The sequence below is a fragment of the Escherichia sp. TC-EC600-tetX4 genome (genome assembly GCF_019356055.1).
Lineage (GTDB): Bacteria > Pseudomonadota > Gammaproteobacteria > Enterobacterales > Enterobacteriaceae.
Genome location: NZ_CP079924.1, coordinates 1,228,593 through 1,249,815 on the forward strand (window position 1 = coordinate 1,228,593; position 21,223 = coordinate 1,249,815).

The following is a 21,223-nucleotide window of genomic DNA, read 5'->3' on the forward strand; positions in this document are numbered from 1 at the left end:
TATGCCAAAGATTGTTATTTTGCCTCATCAGGATCTCTGCCCTGATGGCGCTGTTCTGGAAGCTAATAGCGGTGAAACCATTCTCGACGCAGCTCTGCGTAACGGTATCGAGATTGAACACGCCTGTGAAAAATCCTGTGCTTGCACCACCTGCCACTGCATCGTTCGTGAAGGTTTTGACTCACTGCCGGAAAGCTCAGAGCAGGAAGACGACATGCTGGACAAAGCCTGGGGACTGGAGCCGGAAAGCCGTTTAAGCTGCCAGGCGCGCGTTACCGACGAAGATTTAGTAGTCGAAATCCCGCGTTACACTATCAACCATGCGCGTGAGCATTAACAGAGGTTAGTATGGGACTTAAGTGGACCGATAGCCGCGAAATTGGCGAAGCACTGTACGATGCGTATCCCGATCTTGATCCGAAAACGGTTCGATTCACCGATATGCATCAGTGGATTTGCGATCTGGAAGATTTCGACGACGACCCGCAGGCATCCAACGAGAAAATCCTCGAAGCGATTTTGTTAGTCTGGCTGGACGAGGCCGAATAATTTCCGCGTCATGCTTCACGCCGCAGATGCGTTGGCTGCGCTCGTTCACCCCAGTCACATAGTTATCTATGCTCCTGGGGCTTCACTCACTTGCCGCCTTCCTGCAACGCGAATCATTTAGCGGAAAAATCCTGGGGCTGCCAACTGGCGGCCCTTTTACAAAGAAGGATAACTAAAATGACAGAAGCGATGAAGATTACCCTCTCTACCCAACCTGCCGACGCGCGCTGGGGAGAAAAAGCAACTTACAGCATTAATAATGACGGCATTACCCTGCATTTGAACGGGGCAGACGATCTGGGGCTGATCCAGCGTGCGGCGCGCAAGATTGACGGTCTGGGCATCAAGCATGTTCAGTTAAGCGGTGAAGGCTGGGATGCGGATCGCTGCTGGGCATTCTGGCAAGGTTACAAAGCCCCGAAAGGCACGCGTAAAGTGGTGTGGCCGGATCTGGACGATGCCCAGCGCCAGGAACTGGATAACCGCCTGATGATCATCGACTGGGTGCGTGACACCATCAACGCACCGGCAGAAGAATTGGGACCATCGCAACTGGCACAGCGTGCTGTTGATCTGATCAGCAACGTCGCGGGCGATCGTGTGACTTATCGGATCACCAAAGGCGAAGATCTGCGTGAGCAAGGTTATATGGGGCTGCACACAGTCGGACGCGGTTCAGAACGTTCTCCGGTATTGCTGGCGCTGGATTACAACCCAACTGGCGATAAAGAAGCGCCAGTGTACGCGTGCCTGGTAGGTAAAGGTATCACTTTTGACTCCGGCGGCTACAGCATCAAACAGACTGCGTTTATGGACTCGATGAAGTCGGACATGGGCGGCGCGGCAACGGTTACCGGGGCGCTGGCATTTGCCATTACGCGCGGACTGAACAAGCGCGTGAAGCTGTTCCTCTGCTGTGCGGATAACCTGATTAGCGGCAATGCGTTCAAGCTGGGCGATATCATCACCTATCGCAACGGTAAAAAAGTTGAAGTGATGAACACTGATGCCGAAGGGCGTCTGGTGCTTGCCGATGGTCTGATTGATGCCAGTGCGCAGAAACCGGAAATGATCATTGATGCGGCGACCCTCACCGGGGCGGCGAAAACTGCGCTGGGTAATGATTATCACGCGCTGTTCAGTTTTGACGATGCGCTGGCCGGTCGCTTGCTGGCGAGTGCCGCGCAGGAGAACGAACCGTTCTGGCGTCTGCCGCTGGCGGAGTTCCACCGCAGCCAGCTGCCGTCTAACTTTGCCGAACTGAACAATACCGGAAGCGCGGCGTATCCGGCAGGCGCGAGCACGGCGGCGGGCTTCCTGTCGCACTTTGTTGAGAACTATCAGCAAGGCTGGCTGCATATCGACTGCTCGGCGACTTACCGTAAAGCGCCGGTTGAACAGTGGTCTGCGGGCGCTACGGGACTTGGTGTGCGCACGATAGCTAATCTGTTAACGGCGTAAACTAATATGCCGGATGCGGCGTAAACGCCTTATCCGGCCTACAAATTCTGCAAATTCAACAAATTGCGAATCCCTTGTAGGCCTGATAAGCGTAGCGCATCAGGCATTTGCGCCCCGAACGTTGAATGAATTGTGGTTCTTATGTCCGAAACAAAAAACGAACTTGAAGACCTGCTGGAAAAAGCAGCAACTGAACCGGCGCACCGCCCGGCCTTTTTCCGTACTCTACTGGAATCCACCGTCTGGGTGCCTGGTACGGCGGCGCAGGGCGAGGCTGTGGTTGAAGATAGCGCGCTTGATTTACAGCACTGGGAAAAAGAAGACGGCACCAGCGTCATTCCTTTTTTCACCTCGTTAGAAGCACTTCAACAGGCGGTTGAAGACGAACAGGCATTTGTCGTAATGCCCGTTCGCACGCTGTTTGAGATGACACTTGGCGAAACGCTCTTCCTTAATGCCAAACTGCCAACCGGTAAAGAATTTATGCCGCGTGAAATCAGTTTGTTGATTGGTGAAGAGGGAAATCCGCTGAGCAGCCAGGAAATCCTGGAAGGCGGTGAATCGCTGATATTATCGGAAGTCGCAGAGCCGCCAGCACAAATGATTGATTCACTCACCACCTTATTTAAAACCATTAAGCCGGTGAAGCGTGCTTTTATTTGTTCAATTAAAGAGAACGAAGAGGCACAGCCTAATTTACTTATTGGCATTGAAGCCGATGGTGATATCGAAGAAATTATTCAGGCGACGGGAAGTGTAGCGACCGATACATTACCTGGCGATGAACCAATCGATATTTGTCAGGTGAAAAAAGGGGAAAAAGGAATTAGCCACTTTATTACCGAACATATTGCGCCATTCTATGAACGTCGCTGGGGTGGTTTTTTGCGTGACTTTAAACAGAATCGGATAATCTAAAATATGCCGCCCAAAGGGCGGCATTCGGGCTTACTTGCTGCTCTGAAGGTTGTTAACCACCAGTAAATTGTCGCCGGAGAGACTCCGGTTATTATTTACCTCGGTTAACAGCGCACCAGAAACAATAAGTACGATACAAAAGCACCGTATCTTCATTGTGCGGTCCATGCGAAGACCGCATCACGACAGCACCACTGGCGATATTGCCGCGATAGCAAGCGCTGTGAAACACCTGCATTTACGGCCACGGAACATCCTTTCCTAAAGCCAGCGCCCGTTTGCGAGACGGCGGAAAGGGCCGCAGTGGATAATACACTAACAGAACAATAATAACTCTCTTTTGCTTGACAAAAAGAGAGTTACTGGCGAGTATTGTCTCCGCTGAGACGCGCTTGCATTACTACGGTAATACAACCTGCTGGAAAGGCCGCGAACCGGACCAGCAACAAAAAACCGCCTGATTTTGGCGGTTTTTTGTTTTTTAAAGGAAAGTGAATTTACATGTTTAAGTAATATCTTTTACCGGTTAGAATTTTTAATTTTGAGCAGGATTTATTTATATTTGTCTGAATTCGGACTAATAAGCCAGGTTATTTTATTACCGAACACGGCGGAAAGGGCCGGTGTCGATAATACGCTAAATAAACAATAATTACTCTCTTTTGCTTGACAAAAAGAGAGTTACTGGTGAGTATTGTTTTGCTGTGAAGCACCTGCGTTGCTCATGTAACACAAGTCAACCTGCTGGAAAGGCCGCGAACCAGACTAGCAATAAAAAACCGCCAAATTCGGCGGTTTTTTATTGCCTGTAAAATACTTATTTCACTGGCTCAACCGGTAAATCTGCCCGCGCGCCCCATTCACTCCATGCGCCGTCGTACAGTTTCACGTTTGGCACATCCAGCGTCGCGAGTGCTAACAAAACCACGGCTGCCGTTACACCAGAGCCGCAGCTGACGATAATTGGTTTGTCGTAGCTGACGCCGCGACCAAAAAATATCGCATCCAGTTCATCGGTCGTTTTTAGTTCGCCTTCGCGCACCAGTTCCGTCCACGGAACATTCAGTGCTCCGGGAATATGTCCGCGACGTAAACCTGGGCGAGGTTCATCAACTTCTGCGTTAAAACGTGCAGCCGGGCGGGCATCAATAATTTGCGCCGTATTTTCATGGCTTGCCAATAATACATCGGTTACTTTCACCACGGCTTCAGGATTAAACGCGGCGTTAAACTCTCCTTCCGGCAGCTCTACTGCACCTTCTTCTAACAGCAGATCATCGCGCTGCCAGCCTGCAAGTCCACCCCCCAGAATCGACACTTTCTCTACACCAAAGGTGCGCAGCATCCACCATGCTCGTGGGGCTGAGAAAAGATTACCTTCGTCATAGACAATCAGGTGCTTATCCTGGTTAACGCCTAATTCACGCATCGCCACGGCGAACGTTTCCGGGCGCGGCAGCATGTGCGGAAGCGGGGAAGTGTGATCAGAAAGCGCTTCGATATCAAAAAACACTGCGCCGGGAATATGTCCATTCAGATACTCCTGAGCAACGTTACGATCCTCCTGTCCAGGCGACGCCATGCGGGCATCGATAATCTGAATTTCCGGGTCATCAATATGTTCGGCGAGCCAGTCGGCTCCTACAAACCATGTCGTGGACATAGGCATCTCCATTTTTGCCGGGGTTAGGCTAAATTGTCGGATGTTTAGTGAAAAGCGACAAGCAAAAGAGGCTGATTTGGCTGTCTGAGCCACAATTCTCACTAAAATTCGGATTGTATGGGCGTGATACTGAATTACATAACGTAAATTCTCACGCATAATAATTATTCGACGTTGCTAACGGGCCATTGTGGCAGGGATGAAAAATGAAAAAGTTACGCGTAGCCGCCTGCATGCTAATGCTGGCGCTGGCAGGGTGCGACAACAACGATAACGCGCCAACAGCGGTGAAAAAAGATGCGCCTTCTGAAGTTACTAAAGCGGCCTCTTCAGAAAACGCGAGTTCAGCAAAACTCTCCGTGCCGGAGAGACAAAAACTGGCCCAACAGAGTGCCGGTAAGGTGCTGACATTGCTGGATCTCTCTGAAGTCCAACTTGATGGTGCAGCCACGCTGGTGCTGACGTTCTCCATCCCTCTCGACCCGGATCAGGATTTCTCACGCGTTATTCATGTCGTCGATAAAAAAAGCGGCAAAGTGGATGGTGCCTGGGAGCTGTCAGATAATCTTAAAGAGTTACGTTTACGCCACCTCGAACCGAAACGTGATTTGATCGTTACTATTGGCAAGGAGGTCAAAGCACTCAACAACGCAACCTTCAGTAAAGATTACGAAAAAACTATAACTACCCGCGACATCCAACCCAGCGTCGGTTTTGCCAGCCGTGGTTCGCTGCTGCCTGGCAAAGTCGTTGAAGGGCTGCCGGTAATGGCGCTCAACGTTAATAATGTCGATGTTAACTTCTTCCGCGTTAAGCCAGAATCTCTGCCAGCATTCATTAGCCAATGGGAATACCGCAATTCGCTGGCGAACTGGCAGTCAGACAAACTGCTGCAGATGGCGGATCTGGTCTACACCGGACGGTTTGATCTCAATCCTGCGCGTAACACCCGTGAAAAATTATTGCTGCCGCTGGGCGATATCAAACCGCTTCAGCAGGCGGGCGTGTATCTGGCTGTGATGAATCAGGCTGGACGTTACGATTACAGTAATCCCGCGACGCTGTTTACGTTAAGTGATATCGGCGTTTCAGCTCACCGTTATCACAATCGTCTGGATATCTTTACCCAAAGTCTGGAAAACGGCGCGGCCCAGCAAGGAATTGAAGTCTCTTTATTAAATGAGAAAGGGCAGACTCTGACTCAGGCAACCAGTGACGCTCAGGGGCATGTGCAGCTGGAAAATGATAAAAACGCGGCATTACTGTTGGCGCGTAAAGACGGTCAGACAACGCTACTCGATTTAAAACTTCCGGCGCTGGACTTAGCAGAATTTAACATTGCTGGCGCGCCAGGCTATAGCAAACAGTTTTTCATGTTTGGCCCACGCGATCTTTATCGCCCAGGTGAAACGGTAATCCTCAATGGTTTGCTGCGTGATGCAGACGGTAAAGCGTTGCCCAATCAACCCATCAAGTTAGACGTGATTAAACCCGATGGGCAGGTACTCAGGAGCGTCGTTAGTCAGCCGGAGAATGGCCTCTACCACTTTACCTGGCCACTCGATAGCAATGCGGCAACCGGTATGTGGCATATTCGCGCTAACACGGGCGATAATCAGTATCGGATGTGGGATTTCCACGTCGAAGATTTTATGCCAGAGCGCATGGCGCTGAATCTGACCGGTGAGAAAACCCCGCTAACGCCGAAAGATGAAGTGAAATTCTCCGTGGTGGGGTACTACCTGTATGGTGCACCTGCTAATGGTAATACTTTGCAAGGGCAACTTTTCCTGCGCCCACTGCGTGAAGCTGTGTCAGCCTTACCTGGTTTTGAATTCGGCGATATAGCTGCCGAAAATCTTTCCCGCACGCTGGATGAAGTTCAGTTGACGCTGGATGATAAAGGGCGCGGCGAAGTTTCTACAGAAAGCCAGTGGAAGGAAACGCATTCCCCATTACAGGTTATTTTCCAGGGTAGTTTGCTGGAATCGGGCGGTCGCCCGGTGACGCGCCGCGCTGAGCAGGCTATCTGGCCTGCCGATGCATTGCCGGGGATCCGTCCGCAGTTCGCCTCGAAATCGGTTTACGATTATCGTACTGACAGCACGGTGAAACAGCCCATTGTTGATGAAGGCAGTAACGCCGCTTTTGACATCGTTTATAGCGATGCGCAAGGCGTGAAAAAAGCCGTGTCGGGCTTGCAGGTGCGCCTGATTCGCGAACGCCGCGATTACTACTGGAACTGGTCAGAAGATGAAGGCTGGCAGTCACAGTTTGATCAAAAAGATCTGATCGAAAATGAACAAACTCTGGATCTGAAAGCGGACGAAACCGGCAAGGTCAGTTTTCCGGTAGAGTGGGGCGCTTATCGTCTGGAAGTCAAAGCGCCGAATGAAGCGGTCAGTAGTGTTCGTTTCTGGGCTGGCTATAGCTGGCAGGACAACAGCGACGGTAGCGGCGCAGTGCGACCCGACCGTGTCACGCTGAAACTGGATAAAGCCAGTTATCGCCCTGGCGACACCATTAAGTTGCATATCGCCGCGCCAACGGCGGGTAAAGGTTATGCGATGGTCGAGTCCAGTGAAGGGCCGCTGTGGTGGCAAGAGATTGATGTTCGGGCTCAAGGGCTGGATCTGACGATTCCGGTCGATAAAACCTGGAATCGTCATGATCTGTATTTAAGTACGCTGGTGGTACGTCCTGGCGATAAATCTCGCTCCGCGACGCCAAAACGCGCGGTTGGTGTGTTGCATCTGCCGCTTGGCGATGAAAACCGTCGCCTCGATCTGGCGCTGGAAACACCAGCAAAAATGCGTCCCAATCAACCATTAACCGTGAAAATTAAAGCCAGCACTAAAAATGGCGAGAAGCCTAAACAGGTGAATGTGCTGGTGTCTGCCGTTGATAGTGGTGTGCTGAATATTACTGACTACGTCACGCCAGATCCGTGGCAGGCGTTCTTTGGTCAGAAACGCTATGGCGCAGACATTTACGATATTTACGGTCAGGTTATTGAAGGTCAGGGGCGTCTGGCAGCTCTGCGTTTCGGTGGCGATGGTGATGAGCTGAAACGTGGTGGTAAACCGCCGGTCAATCACGTCAATATTGTCGTGCAGCAGGCGCTGCCGGTAACGCTCAACGAACAGGGCGAAGGCTCGGTTACACTGCCGATTGGCGATTTTAACGGTGAATTGCGCGTCATGGCGCAAGCCTGGACGGCAGATGACTTCGGTAGCAACGAAAGTAAAGTGATAGTTGCCGCACCGGTGATTGCTGAACTGAACATGCCGCGCTTTATGGCGAGTGGCGATACCTCGCGTCTGACGCTGGATATCACTAATCTTACCGATAAACCGCAAAAACTGAACGTTGCCCTGACCGCCAGTGGTTTGCTTGAACTGGTCAGCGATTCACCCGCAGCCGTTGAATTAGCGCCAGGTGTGCGTACTACGCTGTTTATCCCGGTGCGAGCATTGCCGGGTTATGGCGATGGAGAAATTCAGGCCACCATTAGCGGGTTAGCGTTACCGGGTGAAACCGTTGCCGATCAGCATAAGCAGTGGAAAATCGGCGTCCGTCCGGCGTTCCCGGCACAAACGGTTAATTACGGTACGGCGTTACAGCCTGGTGAGACATGGGCGATTCCGGCGGATGGATTGCAAAACTTCTCGCCTGTTACGCTGGAAGGGCAATTGTTGTTGAGCGGCAAACCACCGCTGAACATCGCACGTTATATCAAAGAGTTAAAAGCGTATCCGTACGGCTGTCTTGAGCAAACCGCCAGCGGCCTGTTTCCGTCACTTTATACCAACGCAGCCCAACTGCAGGCGTTGGGCATCAAAGGCGACAGTGATGAGAAACGCCGTGCATCGGTCGATATCGGCATTTCCCGTTTGCTGCAAATGCAACGTGATAACGGCGGCTTTGCGCTGTGGGATAAAAACGGTGACGAAGAGTACTGGCTGACGGCTTACGTGATGGATTTCCTGGTCCGCGCAGGCGAACAGGGTTACAGCGTGCCGACAGACGCCATTAACCGGGGTAATGAGCGTCTGCTGCGCTATTTACAAGATCCGGGCATGATGTCGATCCCGTACGCGGATAATCTCAAAGCCAGTAAATTCGCCGTACAGTCTTACGCTGCGCTGGTGTTGGCCCGTCAGCAAAAGGCTCCGCTGGGTGCGCTGCGTGAAATCTGGGAGCATCGTGCAGATGCCGCTTCTGGTTTACCGCTGCTGCAACTTGGCGTTGCGCTGAAAACCATGGGTGATGCGACGCGTGGTGAAGAAGCGATTGCGCTGGCGCTGAAAACGCCGCGTAATAGTGATGAGCGGATATGGCTGGGTGATTACGGTAGTTCACTGCGCGACAACGCGTTAATGCTCTCCTTGCTGGAAGAAAATAAACTGCTACCCGATGAGCAGTACACTTTGCTGAACACACTTTCGCAGCAGGCGTTTGGTGAACGCTGGCTATCGACGCAGGAAAGTAACGCGTTGTTCCTGGCTGCCCGTACGATTCAGGATTTACCCGGTAAATGGCAGGCGCAAACCTCTTTCTCAGCTGAGCAGCTGACAGGCGAGAAAGCGCAAAACAGCAATCTGAATAGCGATCAACTTGTCACCTTGCAGGTGAGCAACAGTGGCGATCAGCCGTTATGGTTGCGTATGGATGCCAGCGGTTATCCGCAATCCGCACCTTTACCGGCGAACAATGTGCTGCAAATCGAGCGTCATATTCTTGGTACTGATGGTAAGAGCAAATCGCTGGACTCGTTACGTAGCGGCGATCTGGTGCTGGTGTGGTTGCAGGTAAAAGCCAGTAACAGCGTGCCGGATGCGTTAGTCGTGGATCTGCTGCCTGCGGGTCTGGAACTGGAAAACCAGAATCTGGCGAACGGTAGCGCCAGCCTGGAGCAAAGTGGTGGCGAAGTGCAGAACTTACTGAACCAGATGCAGCAGGCGAGCATTAAGCACATTGAGTTCCGTGACGATCGCTTTGTGGCGGCGGTTGCCGTTGATGAATACCAACCGGTAACGCTGGTGTATCTGGCGCGGGCGGTGACGCCGGGAACGTATCAGGTACCGCAACCGATGGTGGAATCAATGTATGTTCCCCAATGGCGGGCGACCGGCGCGGCTGAAGATCTGCTGATTGTCAGACCGTAAATGCCTCGCTTGTTAACCAAACGCGGCTGCTGGATAACGTTGGCAGCCGCGCCCTTTCTCCTTTTTCTTGCAGCGTGGGGAGCAGATAAACTCTGGCCTCTACCGCTGCATGAAGTCAATCCCGCACGAGTGGTCGTGGCGCAGGATGGTACGCCGCTCTGGCGCTTCGCCGATGCTGACGGCATCTGGCGTTATCCGGTAACAATCGAAGATGTTTCTCCACGTTACCTTGAAGCGCTGATCAATTATGAAGATCGCTGGTTCTGGAAGCATCCGGGGGTGAATCCATTCTCGGTGGCGCGCGCAGCATGGCAAGATCTCACTTCGGGACGGGTTATTTCCGGTGGCAGCACGCTCACTATGCAGGTTGCTCGTCTGCTTGATCCTCACCCCAAAACATTTGGCGGCAAAATTCGCCAGCTCTGGCGCGCGTTGCAACTGGAATGGCATCTGTCTAAGCGTGAAATTCTGACCTTGTATCTTAACCGCGCTCCGTTTGGCGGTACGTTGCAGGGGATCGGTGCGGCAAGTTGGGCTTATCTCGGAAAATCGCCTGCGAATTTAAGCTATTCCGAGGCGGCAATGCTGGCGGTTTTGCCGCAAGCGCCCAGCCGTCTTCGCCCGGATCGTTGGCCGGAGCGTGCCGAAGCCGCGCGTAATAAAGTGCTCGAACGGATGGCCGTGCAAGGTGTGTGGTCCCGTGAGCAGGTAAAAGAGTCAAGGGAAGAACCCATCTGGCTGGCCCCCCGACAAATGCCGCAACTGGCACCGCTGTTTTCGCGCATGATGCTCGGTAAAAGCAAAAGCGACAAAATCACTACTACGTTGGATGCCGGTCTTCAACGACGTCTGGAAGAACTGGCGCAAAACTGGAAAGGGCGGTTGCCACCGCGCAGCTCACTGGCGATGATCGTGGTTGATCATACCGATATGCGTGTTCGCGGCTGGGTGGGATCGGTTGATCTCAACGATGATTCACGCTTTGGTCATGTTGATATGGTCAATTCGATCCGATCGCCAGGATCAGTGCTCAAACCGTTTGTTTATGGTCTGGCGCTGGATGAAGGCTTGATCCACCCGGCATCACTGCTGCAAGACGTCCCCCGGCGCACCGGTGATTATCGACCAGGTAACTTTGATAGCGGTTTTCATGGCCCGATCAGCATGAGCGAGGCGCTGGTGCGCTCGCTGAACTTACCTGCTGTGCAGGTGCTGGAAGCCTATGGACCGAAACGGTTTGCGGCAAAGTTACGCAATGTTGGATTGCCGTTATATTTGCCCAACGGTGCTGCGCCGAATCTTTCACTCATTCTCGGCGGCGCTGGTGCAAAACTGGAAGATATGGCGGCAGCGTATACCGCGTTTGCTCGCCACGGCAAGGCAGGCAAATTGCGCTTACAGCCTGACGATCCGCTGCTTGAACGGCCTTTAATGTCGTCGGGGGCGGCGTGGATCATTCGCCGGATTATGGCTGATGAAGCGCAACCCTTGCCGGATAGTGCCTTGCCGCGCGTCGCCCCACTGGCATGGAAAACGGGCACCAGCTATGGCTATCGTGACGCCTGGGCGATTGGGGTTAACGCTCGCTATGTCATTGGGATCTGGACTGGCAGACCGGACGGCACGCCCGTTGTTGGTCAGTTTGGCTTTGCCAGTGCCGTACCATTGTTGAATCAGGTCAATAATATCTTACTGTCGCGCAGTGCGAATCTGCCGGAAGACCCGCGCCCGAACTCAGTCACTCGTGGCGTTATCTGCTGGCCGGGCGGACAGTCTTTGCCGGAAGGTGACGGTAACTGTCGCCGCCGCCTGGCAACCTGGCTGCTGGACGGGAGTCAGCCGCCAACTCTATTACTGCCGGAGCAGGAAGGCATTAATGGCATTCGTTTCCCCATCTGGCTGGATGAAAATGGCAAACGTGTTGCCGCTGATTGCCCGCAAGCGCGACAAGAAATGATAAATGTCTGGCCGCTACCGCTGGAACCCTGGCTGCCCGCATCAGAACGTCGCGCTGTGCGCTTACCACCGGCCTCGACAAGTTGCCCGCCATACGGTCACGATGCCCAGCTCCCGCTGCAGCTGACAGGCGTTCGCGATGGCGCGATTATTAAACGTTTACCGGGCGCAGCGGAAGCGACTTTGCCGTTGCAATCAAGTGGAGGGGCAGGTGAACGCTGGTGGTTTCTGAATGGCGAACCGTTAACTGAACGCGGGCGCAACGTGACCCTGCATTTGACGGATAAAGGTGATTATCAATTGCTGGTGATGGATGACGTGGGGCAAATCGCGACAGTGAAATTTGTCATGCAATAGTCTGTTTTGTCCCTGATTGTTGCTAAAACTCATTTTATTTTAAAAAAATGTTACCTTCATCAATAGTCAACGGCCCTGTTGCTCATTATAATCCGCGCCATCTCGTACGCTGGTACAGACAACAACAGAACAATTTACAGAGGTAAAAATGGCTATTGAACGTACTTTTTCCATCATCAAACCGAACGCGGTAGCAAAAAACGTCATTGGTAATATCTTTGCGCGCTTTGAAGCTGCAGGGTTCAAAATTGTTGGCACCAAAATGCTGCACCTGACCGTTGAACAGGCACGTGGCTTTTATGCTGAACACGATGGAAAACCGTTCTTTGATGGTCTGGTTGAATTCATGACCTCTGGCCCGATCGTGGTTTCCGTGCTGGAAGGTGAAAACGCCGTTCAGCGTCACCGCGATCTGCTGGGCGCGACCAATCCGGCAAACGCACTGGCTGGTACTCTGCGCGCTGATTACGCTGACAGCCTGACCGAAAACGGTACCCACGGTTCTGATTCCGTCGAATCTGCCGCTCGCGAAATCGCTTATTTCTTTGGCGAAGGCGAAGTGTGCCCGCGCACCCGTTAATAATTTCGTAAATGCCGCGTGCAAACGTGGCATCCGTGCGCCAGAATTTGTACAATGCAGCGCCCCCGGACGAGCAGCCGCTCACCGGGGCGTTTCTTTTTTCAACCCTCCAGGGGCCATAACGTGTAATAACGAGGCCGGAATAGCATATGTCTGAACAATTAGTCACACCTGAAAACGTCACCACGAAAGATGGAAAAATCAACCTGCTGGATCTCAACCGTCAGCAGATGCGGGAGTTTTTTAAAGATTTAGGTGAAAAACCCTTCCGCGCCGATCAGGTGATGAAGTGGATGTATCACTATTGCTGCGACAACTTTGATGAGATGACCGACATCAACAAAGTGTTGCGCGGCAAACTGAAAGAGGTGGCGGAAATCCGCGCACCGGAAGTGGTTGAAGAACAGCGTTCATCTGACGGCACCATTAAATGGGCGATCGCCGTTGGCGATCAGCGCGTCGAAACGGTGTATATCCCGGAAGACGACCGTGCCACGCTCTGCGTCTCTTCGCAGGTGGGGTGTGCGCTGGAGTGTAAATTCTGTTCCACCGCCCAGCAGGGCTTTAACCGCAACCTGCGGGTGTCGGAAATTATCGGCCAGGTGTGGCGTGCGGCGAAAATCGTCGGCGCAGCAAAAGTCACCGGTCAGCGTCCGATCACTAACGTAGTGATGATGGGCATGGGCGAGCCGCTGCTCAACCTGAACAACGTCGTTCCGGCGATGGAAATCATGCTTGATGATTTCGGTTTTGGCCTGTCTAAACGTCGCGTCACGCTTTCCACTTCCGGTGTAGTTCCGGCGCTGGATAAACTGGGCGATATGATCGACGTTGCACTGGCAATTTCCCTGCACGCGCCGAACGACGAAATTCGTGACGAAATTGTGCCGATCAACAAAAAGTACAATATCGAAACGTTCCTTGCTGCGGTGCGCCGTTATCTGGAGAAATCCAACGCCAATCAGGGCCGAGTCACTATTGAATACGTGATGCTTGACCACGTTAACGACGGCACTGAACACGCGCACCAACTGGCGGAACTGCTGAAAGATACGCCGTGTAAGATCAACCTGATCCCGTGGAACCCGTTCCCGGGTGCGCCGTATGGACGCAGCTCGAACAGCCGTATCGACCGTTTCTCAAAAGTGCTGATGAGCTACGGTTTCACCACTATTGTGCGTAAAACTCGTGGTGATGATATCGATGCTGCCTGTGGTCAGTTGGCGGGCGATGTTATCGACCGTACGAAACGTACCCTGCGTAAACGGATGCAGGGTGAAGCCATCGACATTAAAGCGGTCTGATAGCCATTACGCCACGGTTACTTTATGTACCGTGGCGTAATGTTTTATGAATGAAGTATTAAGTTGCAATTGTCTGGTCAATATTAACGGTGCGTTTTTGCTGACTTTAAGGCAGTATGTAACGATGCAACAGTAAGTTAGCCTTAGTGAATGTGGGCTTTGTCACGAGCACACAGACGGTCTTATACTGTATGATAACGGTTAACTTAACGGATGTTTCGCGGTGTGGGTGAGCATGATGGTTCACCGGCATCTCAATTCTCATTTAAACGTACCTGCAGCGAATGAATACTGAAGCCACGCACGACCAAAATGAAGCACTTACTACCGGCGCTCGCCTGCGTAATGCTCGCGAACAACTAGGACTTAGTCAGCAGGCCGTTGCCGAGCGACTTTGCCTGAAGGTTTCCACGGTACGCGACATTGAAGAAGATAAGGCACCCGCCGATCTTGCTTCAACATTCCTGCGCGGATATATCCGCTCTTATGCGCGTCTGGTACATATTCCAGAAGAAGAACTGCTGCCAGGGCTGGAAAAGCAGGCTCCACTTCGGGCTGCAAAAGTTGCGCCGATGCAGAGTTTTTCCCTCGGTAAACGCCGCAAAAAACGCGACGGCTGGCTGATGACCTTCACTTGGCTGGTGTTGTTTGTGGTTATCGGCCTGAGCGGTGCCTGGTGGTGGCAAGACCGCAAAGCTCAGCAGGAAGAGATCACCACTATGGCCGATCAATCTTCGGCGGAACTGAGCAGTAATAGCGAGCAGGGGCAGAGTGTTCCATTAAATACGTCGACAACTACAGACCCGGCTACAACGTCCACGCCGCCAGCGTCTGTGGATACTACCGCAACCAACACGCAAACACCTGCCGTAACTGCGCCAGCACCAGCTGTTGATCCGCAACAGAATGCGGTTGTTTCGCCTTCGCAGGCAAATGTTGATACCGCCGCGACCCCGGCACCAACGGCAGCAACAACGCCAGATGGTGCTGCGCCGTTGCCAACCGATCAGGCTGGCGTGACCACGCCGGTGGCTGATCCGAATGCGCTGGTGATGAACTTTACTGCCGATTGCTGGCTGGAGGTCACTGATGCTACCGGTAAAAAATTGTTTAGCGGTATGCAGCGTAAAGACGGTAATTTGAACTTAACCGGCCAGGCACCGTACAAACTGAAAATTGGTGCGCCAGCCGCAGTACAGATCCAGTATCAAGGGAAACCTGTCGATCTGAGTCGTTTTATCAGAACTAACCAGGTTGCGCGTCTGACCCTCAATGCCGAACAATCACCGGCGCAGTAACAGACGGGTAACGCGGGAGATTTTTCATGCATAACCAGGCTCCAATTCAACGTAGAAAATCAACACGTATTTACGTTGGGAATGTGCCGATTGGCGATGGTGCTCCCATCGCCGTACAGTCCATGACCAATACGCGTACGACAGACGTCGAAGCAACGGTCAATCAAATCAAGGCGCTGGAACGCGTTGGCGCTGATATCGTCCGTGTATCCGTACCGACGATGGACGCGGCAGAAGCGTTCAAACTCATCAAACAGCAGGTTAACGTGCCGCTGGTGGCTGACATCCACTTCGACTATCGCATTGCGCTGAAAGTAGCGGAATACGGCGTCGATTGTCTGCGTATTAACCCTGGCAATATCGGTAATGAAGAGCGTATTCGCATGGTGGTTGACTGTGCGCGCGATAAAAACATTCCGATCCGTATTGGCGTTAACGCCGGATCGCTGGAAAAAGATCTGCAAGAAAAGTATGGCGAACCGACGCCGCAGGCGTTGCTGGAATCTGCCATGCGTCATGTTGATCATCTCGATCGCCTGAACTTCGATCAGTTCAAAGTCAGCGTGAAAGCGTCTGACGTCTTCCTCGCTGTTGAGTCTTATCGTTTGCTGGCAAAACAGATCGATCAGCCGTTGCATCTGGGGATCACCGAAGCCGGTGGTGCGCGCAGCGGGGCAGTAAAATCCGCCATTGGTTTAGGTCTGCTGCTGTCTGAAGGCATCGGCGACACGCTGCGCGTATCGCTGGCGGCCGATCCGGTCGAAGAGATCAAAGTCGGTTTCGATATTTTGAAATCGCTGCGTATCCGTTCGCGAGGGATCAACTTCATCGCCTGCCCGACCTGTTCGCGTCAGGAATTTGATGTTATCGGTACGGTTAACGCGCTGGAGCAACGCCTGGAAGATATCATCACTCCGATGGACGTTTCGATTATCGGCTGCGTGGTGAATGGCCCAGGTGAGGCGCTGGTTTCTACACTCGGCGTCACCGGCGGCAACAAGAAAAGCGGCCTCTATGAAGATGGCGTGCGCAAAGACCGTCTGGACAACAACGATATGATCGACCAGCTGGAAGCACGCATTCGTGCGAAAGCCAGTCAGCTGGACGAAGCGCGTCGAATTGACGTTCAGCAGGTTGAAAAATAATAACGTGATGGGAAGCGCCTCGCTTCCCGTGTATGATTGAACCCGCATGGCTCCCGAAACATTGAGGGAAGCGTTGAGGGTTCATTTTTATATTCAGAAAGAGAATAAACGTGGCAAAAAACATTCAAGCCATTCGCGGCATGAACGATTACCTGCCTGGCGAAACGGCCATCTGGCAGCGCATTGAAGGCACACTGAAAAACGTGCTCGGCAGCTACGGTTACAGTGAAATCCGCTTGCCGATTGTAGAGCAGACCCCGCTATTCAAACGTGCGATTGGTGAAGTCACCGACGTGGTTGAAAAAGAGATGTACACCTTTGAGGATCGCAATGGCGACAGCCTGACTCTGCGCCCTGAAGGGACGGCGGGCTGTGTACGCGCCGGCATCGAGCATGGTCTTCTGTACAATCAGGAACAGCGTCTGTGGTATATCGGGCCGATGTTCCGTCACGAGCGTCCGCAGAAAGGGCGTTATCGTCAGTTCCATCAGTTGGGCTGCGAAGTTTTCGGTCTGCAAGGTCCGGATATCGACGCTGAACTGATTATGCTCACTGCCCGCTGGTGGCGCGCGCTGGGTATTTCCGAGCACGTAACTCTTGAGCTGAACTCTATCGGTTCGCTGGAAGCACGCGCCAATTACCGCGATGCGCTGGTGGCATTCCTTGAGCAGCATAAAGAAAAGCTGGACGAAGACTGCAAACGCCGCATGTACACTAACCCGCTGCGCGTGCTGGATTCAAAAAATCCGGAAGTGCAGGCGCTTCTCAACGACGCTCCGGCATTAGGTGACTATCTGGACGAGGAATCTCGTGAGCATTTTGCCGGTCTGTGCAAACTGCTGGAGAGCGCGGGGATCGCTTACACCGTAAACCAGCGTCTGGTGCGTGGTCTGGATTACTACAACCGTACCGTTTTCGAGTGGGTGACTAACAGTCTCGGCTCCCAGGGCACCGTGTGTGCAGGCGGTCGTTATGACGGTCTTGTGGAACAACTGGGCGGTCGTGCAACACCGGCTGTCGGTTTTGCTATGGGCCTCGAACGTCTTGTATTGTTAGTACAGGCCGTTAATCCGGAATTTAAAGCCGATCCTGTTGTCGATATATACCTGGTGGCTTCAGGTGCTGATACACAATCTGCGGCTATGGCATTAGCTGAGCGTCTGCGTGATGAATTACCGGGCGTGAAATTGATGACCAACCACGGCGGCGGCAACTTTAAGAAACAGTTTGCCCGTGCTGATAAATGGGGTGCCCGCGTTGCTGTGGTGCTGGGTGAGTCTGAAGTGGCTAACGGCACAGCAGTAGTGAAGGATTTGCGCTCTGGTGAGCAAACGGCAGTTGCGCAGGATAGCGTAGCCGCGCATTTGCGCACGTTACTGGGTTAAGGAAGGAGAAGGACAGCGTGGAAATTTACGAGAACGAAAACGACCAGGTAGAAGCGGTTAAACGCTTTTTTGCTGAAAATGGCAAAGCACTGGCTGTTGGGGTGATTTTGGGCGTTGGCGCACTGATTGGCTGGCGCTACTGGAACAGCCATCAGGTTGATTCTGCACGCTCCGCTTCTCTTGCCTATCAAAATGCGGTTACCGCAGTGAGCGAAGGCAAACCGGATAGCATCCCGGCGGCGGAAAAATTTGCTGCTGAAAATAAAAATACTTATGGTGCGCTGGCTTCTTTGGAACTTGCGCAGCAATTTGTTGACAAAAATGAACTAGAGAAAGCTGCCGCCCAGTTACAACAGGGGCTGGCAGACACGAGCGATGAAAATCTCAAAGCCGTGATAAATCTGCGTCTTGCTCGCGTTCAGGTACAGCTCAAGCAGGCTGATGCCGCGCTGAAAACCCTTGATACCATCAAAGGTGAAGGGTGGGCTGCCATTGTTGCCGACCTGCGTGGTGAAGCATTGCTGAGCAAAGGTGATAAGCAAGGTGCGCGTAGTGCATGGGAAGCAGGCGTGAAAAGCGATGTTACTCCGGCACTGAGCGAAATGATGCAGATGAAAATTAATAATTTGTCCATCTGAGAGGGACCCGATGCAATTGCGTAAATTACTGCTGCCAGGACTGCTTTCCGTTACCCTTTTAAGCGGCTGTTCGCTGTTTAACAGCGAAGAAGATGTGGTAAAGATGTCCCCATTGCCAACCGTTGAAAACCAGTTTACGCCGACCACGGCGTGGAGCACTTCCGTTGGTAGCGGCATTGGCAACTTCTATTCCAATCTTCATCCGGCACTGGCGGACAACGTTGTCTATGCAGCGGACCGCGCTGGTTTAGTAAAAGCGCTGAATGCGGATGATGGCAAAGAAATCTGGTCTGTCAGCCTGGCCGAGAAAGATGGCTGGTTCTCTAAAGAGCCTGCATTACTTTCTGGCGGTGTGACCGTGTCTGGTGGGCATGTCTACATTGGCAGCGAAAAGGCGCAGGTTTACGCGCTGAATACCAGCGATGGTACTGTGGCATGGCAAACTAAAGTCGCGGGTGAAGCACTTTCGCGCCCGGTGGTCAGCGACGGTCTGGTGTTAATCCACACCAGTAACGGTCAGTTACAAGCGCTGAACGAAGCTGACGGCGCTGTCAAATGGACAGTTAACCTCGATATGCCTTCGCTCTCTTTGCGTGGCGAGTCTGCGCCGACAACGGCTTTTGGTGCGGCCGTCGTGGGGGGCGATAATGGTCGCGTCAGCGCAGTGCTGATGGAACAGGGCCAGATGATTTGGCAGCAGCGTATTTCCCAGGCGACCGGTTCTACCGAAATTGACCGTCTGAGCGATGTTGACACGACTCCCGTCGTTGTTAACGGCGTTGTTTTCGCGCTGGCCTATAATGGTAACCTGACGGCGCTTGATCTGCGCAGTGGTCAGATTATGTGGAAACGCGAACTGGGTTCGGTGAATGATTTCATCGTCGACGGCAATCGCATCTATCTGGTCGATCAAAATGACCGGGTGATGGCGTTGACCATTGATGGCGGCGTTACGCTGTGGACACAAAGCGATCTGCTGCATCGCCTGCTGACTTCTCCGGTGCTGTATAATGGCAACCTGGTGGTCGGTGACAGTGAAGGTTATCTGCACTGGATTAACGTCGAAGATGGTCGTTTCGTTGCCCAGCAAAAAGTTGATAGTTCCGGTTTCCAGACTGAACCGGTTGCCGCTGACGGCAAACTGCTGATCCAGGCAAAAGACGGAACCGTGTACTCTATTACACGTTAATCGTCTCTGTCGTTCACTTTGAAAACGGCTCCTGGACAGGGGCCGTTTTCCTGTTTTTAACAACGACGCGAATATAGCGTGCGTTGTCTGATGATTTATAAAAATGAGGCTTTAAACATGGTACCTGTGGTCGCGCTTGTCGGGCGCCCTAACGTAGGAAAATCCACGTTATTTAACCGTCTAACTCGCACCCGAGATGCGCTGGTTGCGGATTTCCCGGGTCTGACTCGTGACCGTAAGTACGGTCGTGCGGAAATTGAAGGCCGTGAGTTTATCTGTATTGATACCGGCGGGATTGATGGCACAGAAGACGGTGTAGAAACCCGCATGGCGGAACAGTCGCTGCTGGCGATTGAAGAAGCGGACGTCGTACTGTTTATGGTGGATGCGCGCGCGGGCCTGATGCCGGCAGATGAAGCGATTGCCAAACATCTGCGCTCCCGTGAAAAACCGACCTTCCTGGTGGCAAACAAAACTGACGGTCTGGATCCCGATCAGGCAGTGGTTGATTTCTACTCGCTTGGTTTAGGTGAAATCTACCCGATCGCCGCGTCTCACGGTCGTGGCGTATTAAGTCTGCTGGAGCATGTGCTGCTGCCGTGGATGGAAGATCTCGCACCGCAAGAGGAAGTCGACGAAGACGCTGAATACTGGGCGCAATTTGAAGCGGAAGAGAACGGCGAAGAAGAAGAGGAAGACGACTTCGACCCGCAAAGTCTGCCGATCAAACTGGCGATTGTGGGTCGTCCGAACGTAGGTAAGTCTACACTCACTAACCGTATTCTTGGTGAAGAGCGCGTTGTTGTTTACGACATGCCTGGCACGACGCGTGACAGCATCTACATCCCAATGGAACGCGATGGACGTGAGTATGTGCTCATTGACACCGCTGGCGTACGTAAACGCGGCAAAATCACCGATGCTGTAGAGAAATTCTCCGTAATCAAAACGTTGCAGGCCATTGAAGACGCCAACGTGGTGATGTTAGTGATTGATGCGCGCGAAGGTATTTCCGATCAGGATCTCTCGCTGCTGGGCTTTATTCTCAATAGTGGGCGCTCACTTGTCATTGTGGTGAATAAGTGGGATGGCCTGAGTCAGGAAGTGAAAGAGCAGGTGAAAGAAACGCTGGACTTCCGTCTGGGCTTTATCGATTTTGCTCGTGTGCACTTTATCTCTGCCTTGCACGGCAGTGGTGTTGGTAACTTGTTTGAATCAGTACGTGAAGCGTATGACAGCTCCACCCGTCGTGTGGGGACCTCTATGCTGACGCGCATCATGACGATGGCTGTTGAAGATCACCAACCGCCGCTGGTACGCGGTCGTCGTGTGAAGCTGAAATATGCCCACGCCGGTGGTTATAACCCGCCGATTGTGGTGATTCACGGTAATCAGGTGAAAGACCTGCCTGATTCCTACAAGCGCTACTTGATGAACTACTTCCGCAAATCGCTGGACGTAATGGGATCGCCGATTCGTATTCAGTTCAAAGAAGGGGAAAACCCGTATGCGAATAAGCGTAACACCCTGACGCCAACCCAGATGCGTAAACGTAAGCGTCTGATGAAGCACATCAAGAAAAATAAATAATTATCCGTAAGTATTTTATCTG

At 52.6% G+C, this 21,223-nt stretch carries 16 protein-coding genes and 1 pseudogene; 15 read left to right on the forward strand and 2 right to left on the reverse strand.

The features are described from left to right. Nucleotide 1 precedes the first annotated feature (1 nt). The 5 genes and pseudogenes from fdx (at nt 2) to sseB (ending at nt 2,928) form a co-directional block, all read left to right on the forward strand. On the forward strand, nt 2-337 hold the full coding sequence (fdx, locus tag KXD89_RS05925; protein ID WP_001124469.1) for an ISC system 2Fe-2S type ferredoxin: 336 nt from the start codon (nt 2-4) through the stop codon (nt 335-337). An 11-nt stretch (nt 338-348) separates the two neighbouring features. Then, a complete protein-coding gene (gene iscX, locus KXD89_RS05930) occupies nt 349-549 on the forward strand; it encodes a Fe-S cluster assembly protein IscX (protein WP_000523616.1) in 201 nt (66 codons plus the stop codon). Nucleotides 550-726: 177 nt separating this feature from the next. Further along, the gene (pepB, locus tag KXD89_RS05935) at nt 727-2,010 is read left to right on the forward strand and encodes an aminopeptidase PepB (protein WP_000133592.1); all 1,284 of its coding nucleotides are present in this window, start codon (nt 727-729) and stop codon (nt 2,008-2,010) included. Between the two features lie 8 nt (nt 2,011-2,018). Beyond that, a pseudogene (locus KXD89_RS22545) lies at nt 2,019-2,122 on the forward strand (hypothetical protein); the annotation flags it as partial. A gap of 29 nt (nt 2,123-2,151) precedes the next feature. Beyond that, on the forward strand, nt 2,152-2,928 hold the full coding sequence (sseB, locus tag KXD89_RS05940) for an enhanced serine sensitivity protein SseB (protein WP_001295479.1): 777 nt from the start codon (nt 2,152-2,154) through the stop codon (nt 2,926-2,928). Between the two features lie 30 nt (nt 2,929-2,958). Here the strand turns inward: sseB and timP are convergent, their stop codons facing one another. Further along, on the reverse strand, nt 2,959-3,084 hold the full coding sequence (gene timP / locus KXD89_RS22275) for a small toxic inner membrane protein TimP (protein ID WP_001380605.1): 126 nt from the start codon (nt 3,082-3,084) through the stop codon (nt 2,959-2,961). A gap of 661 nt (nt 3,085-3,745) precedes the next feature. Beyond that, entirely contained in the window at nt 3,746-4,591 is an 846-nt protein-coding gene (sseA, locus tag KXD89_RS05945; protein WP_000108626.1) for a 3-mercaptopyruvate sulfurtransferase, read from the reverse strand. A 206-nt stretch (nt 4,592-4,797) separates the two neighbouring features. On the opposite strand from sseA, the gene yfhM reads away from it, so the two are divergent. The 10 genes from yfhM (at nt 4,798) to der (ending at nt 21,201) form a co-directional block, all read left to right on the forward strand. Then, nucleotides 4,798-9,759, forward strand: coding sequence for an alpha2-macroglobulin (yfhM, locus tag KXD89_RS05950; RefSeq protein ID WP_000736312.1), 4,962 nt, complete (start codon nt 4,798-4,800; stop codon nt 9,757-9,759). Then, nucleotides 9,760-12,072, forward strand: coding sequence for a peptidoglycan glycosyltransferase PbpC (pbpC, locus tag KXD89_RS05955; protein ID WP_001137675.1), 2,313 nt, complete (start codon nt 9,760-9,762; stop codon nt 12,070-12,072). It begins immediately after the preceding gene. A gap of 148 nt (nt 12,073-12,220) precedes the next feature. Beyond that, nucleotides 12,221-12,652, forward strand: coding sequence for a nucleoside-diphosphate kinase (ndk, locus tag KXD89_RS05960; protein WP_000963837.1), 432 nt, complete (start codon nt 12,221-12,223; stop codon nt 12,650-12,652). Nucleotides 12,653-12,801: 149 nt separating this feature from the next. After that, complete coding sequence (locus KXD89_RS05965; protein WP_000003317.1) at nt 12,802-13,956, forward strand: bifunctional tRNA (adenosine(37)-C2)-methyltransferase TrmG/ribosomal RNA large subunit methyltransferase RlmN; 1,155 nt, start codon at nt 12,802-12,804, stop codon at nt 13,954-13,956. 284 nt (nt 13,957-14,240) lie between these two features. Next, nucleotides 14,241-15,254 (forward strand): cytoskeleton protein RodZ, encoded by a 1,014-nt coding sequence (gene rodZ, locus KXD89_RS05970; protein ID WP_001090866.1) that lies wholly within the window; start codon nt 14,241-14,243, stop codon nt 15,252-15,254. Between the two features lie 26 nt (nt 15,255-15,280). Beyond that, entirely contained in the window at nt 15,281-16,399 is a 1,119-nt protein-coding gene (gene ispG / locus KXD89_RS05975; RefSeq protein WP_000551807.1) for a flavodoxin-dependent (E)-4-hydroxy-3-methylbut-2-enyl-diphosphate synthase, read from the forward strand. Between the two features lie 110 nt (nt 16,400-16,509). Further along, nucleotides 16,510-17,784, forward strand: a complete 1,275-nt coding sequence (gene hisS / locus KXD89_RS05980) for a histidine--tRNA ligase (RefSeq protein WP_001107167.1) — start codon at nt 16,510-16,512, stop codon at nt 17,782-17,784. A gap of 17 nt (nt 17,785-17,801) precedes the next feature. Continuing rightward, nucleotides 17,802-18,422 carry an ancillary SecYEG translocon subunit YfgM gene (gene yfgM / locus KXD89_RS05985; RefSeq protein WP_000409205.1) on the forward strand — a complete coding sequence of 207 codons (621 nt, stop codon included), beginning with the start codon at nt 17,802-17,804 and terminating at the stop codon, nt 18,420-18,422. A 10-nt stretch (nt 18,423-18,432) separates the two neighbouring features. Next, nucleotides 18,433-19,611, forward strand: a complete 1,179-nt coding sequence (gene bamB / locus KXD89_RS05990; protein WP_001177052.1) for an outer membrane protein assembly factor BamB — start codon at nt 18,433-18,435, stop codon at nt 19,609-19,611. Nucleotides 19,612-19,728: 117 nt separating this feature from the next. Further along, nucleotides 19,729-21,201: a ribosome biogenesis GTPase Der gene (der, locus tag KXD89_RS05995; protein WP_000249410.1), complete on the forward strand. Its 1,473-nt coding sequence runs from the start codon at nt 19,729-19,731 to the stop codon at nt 21,199-21,201. Nucleotides 21,202-21,223: the final 22 nt, after the last annotated feature.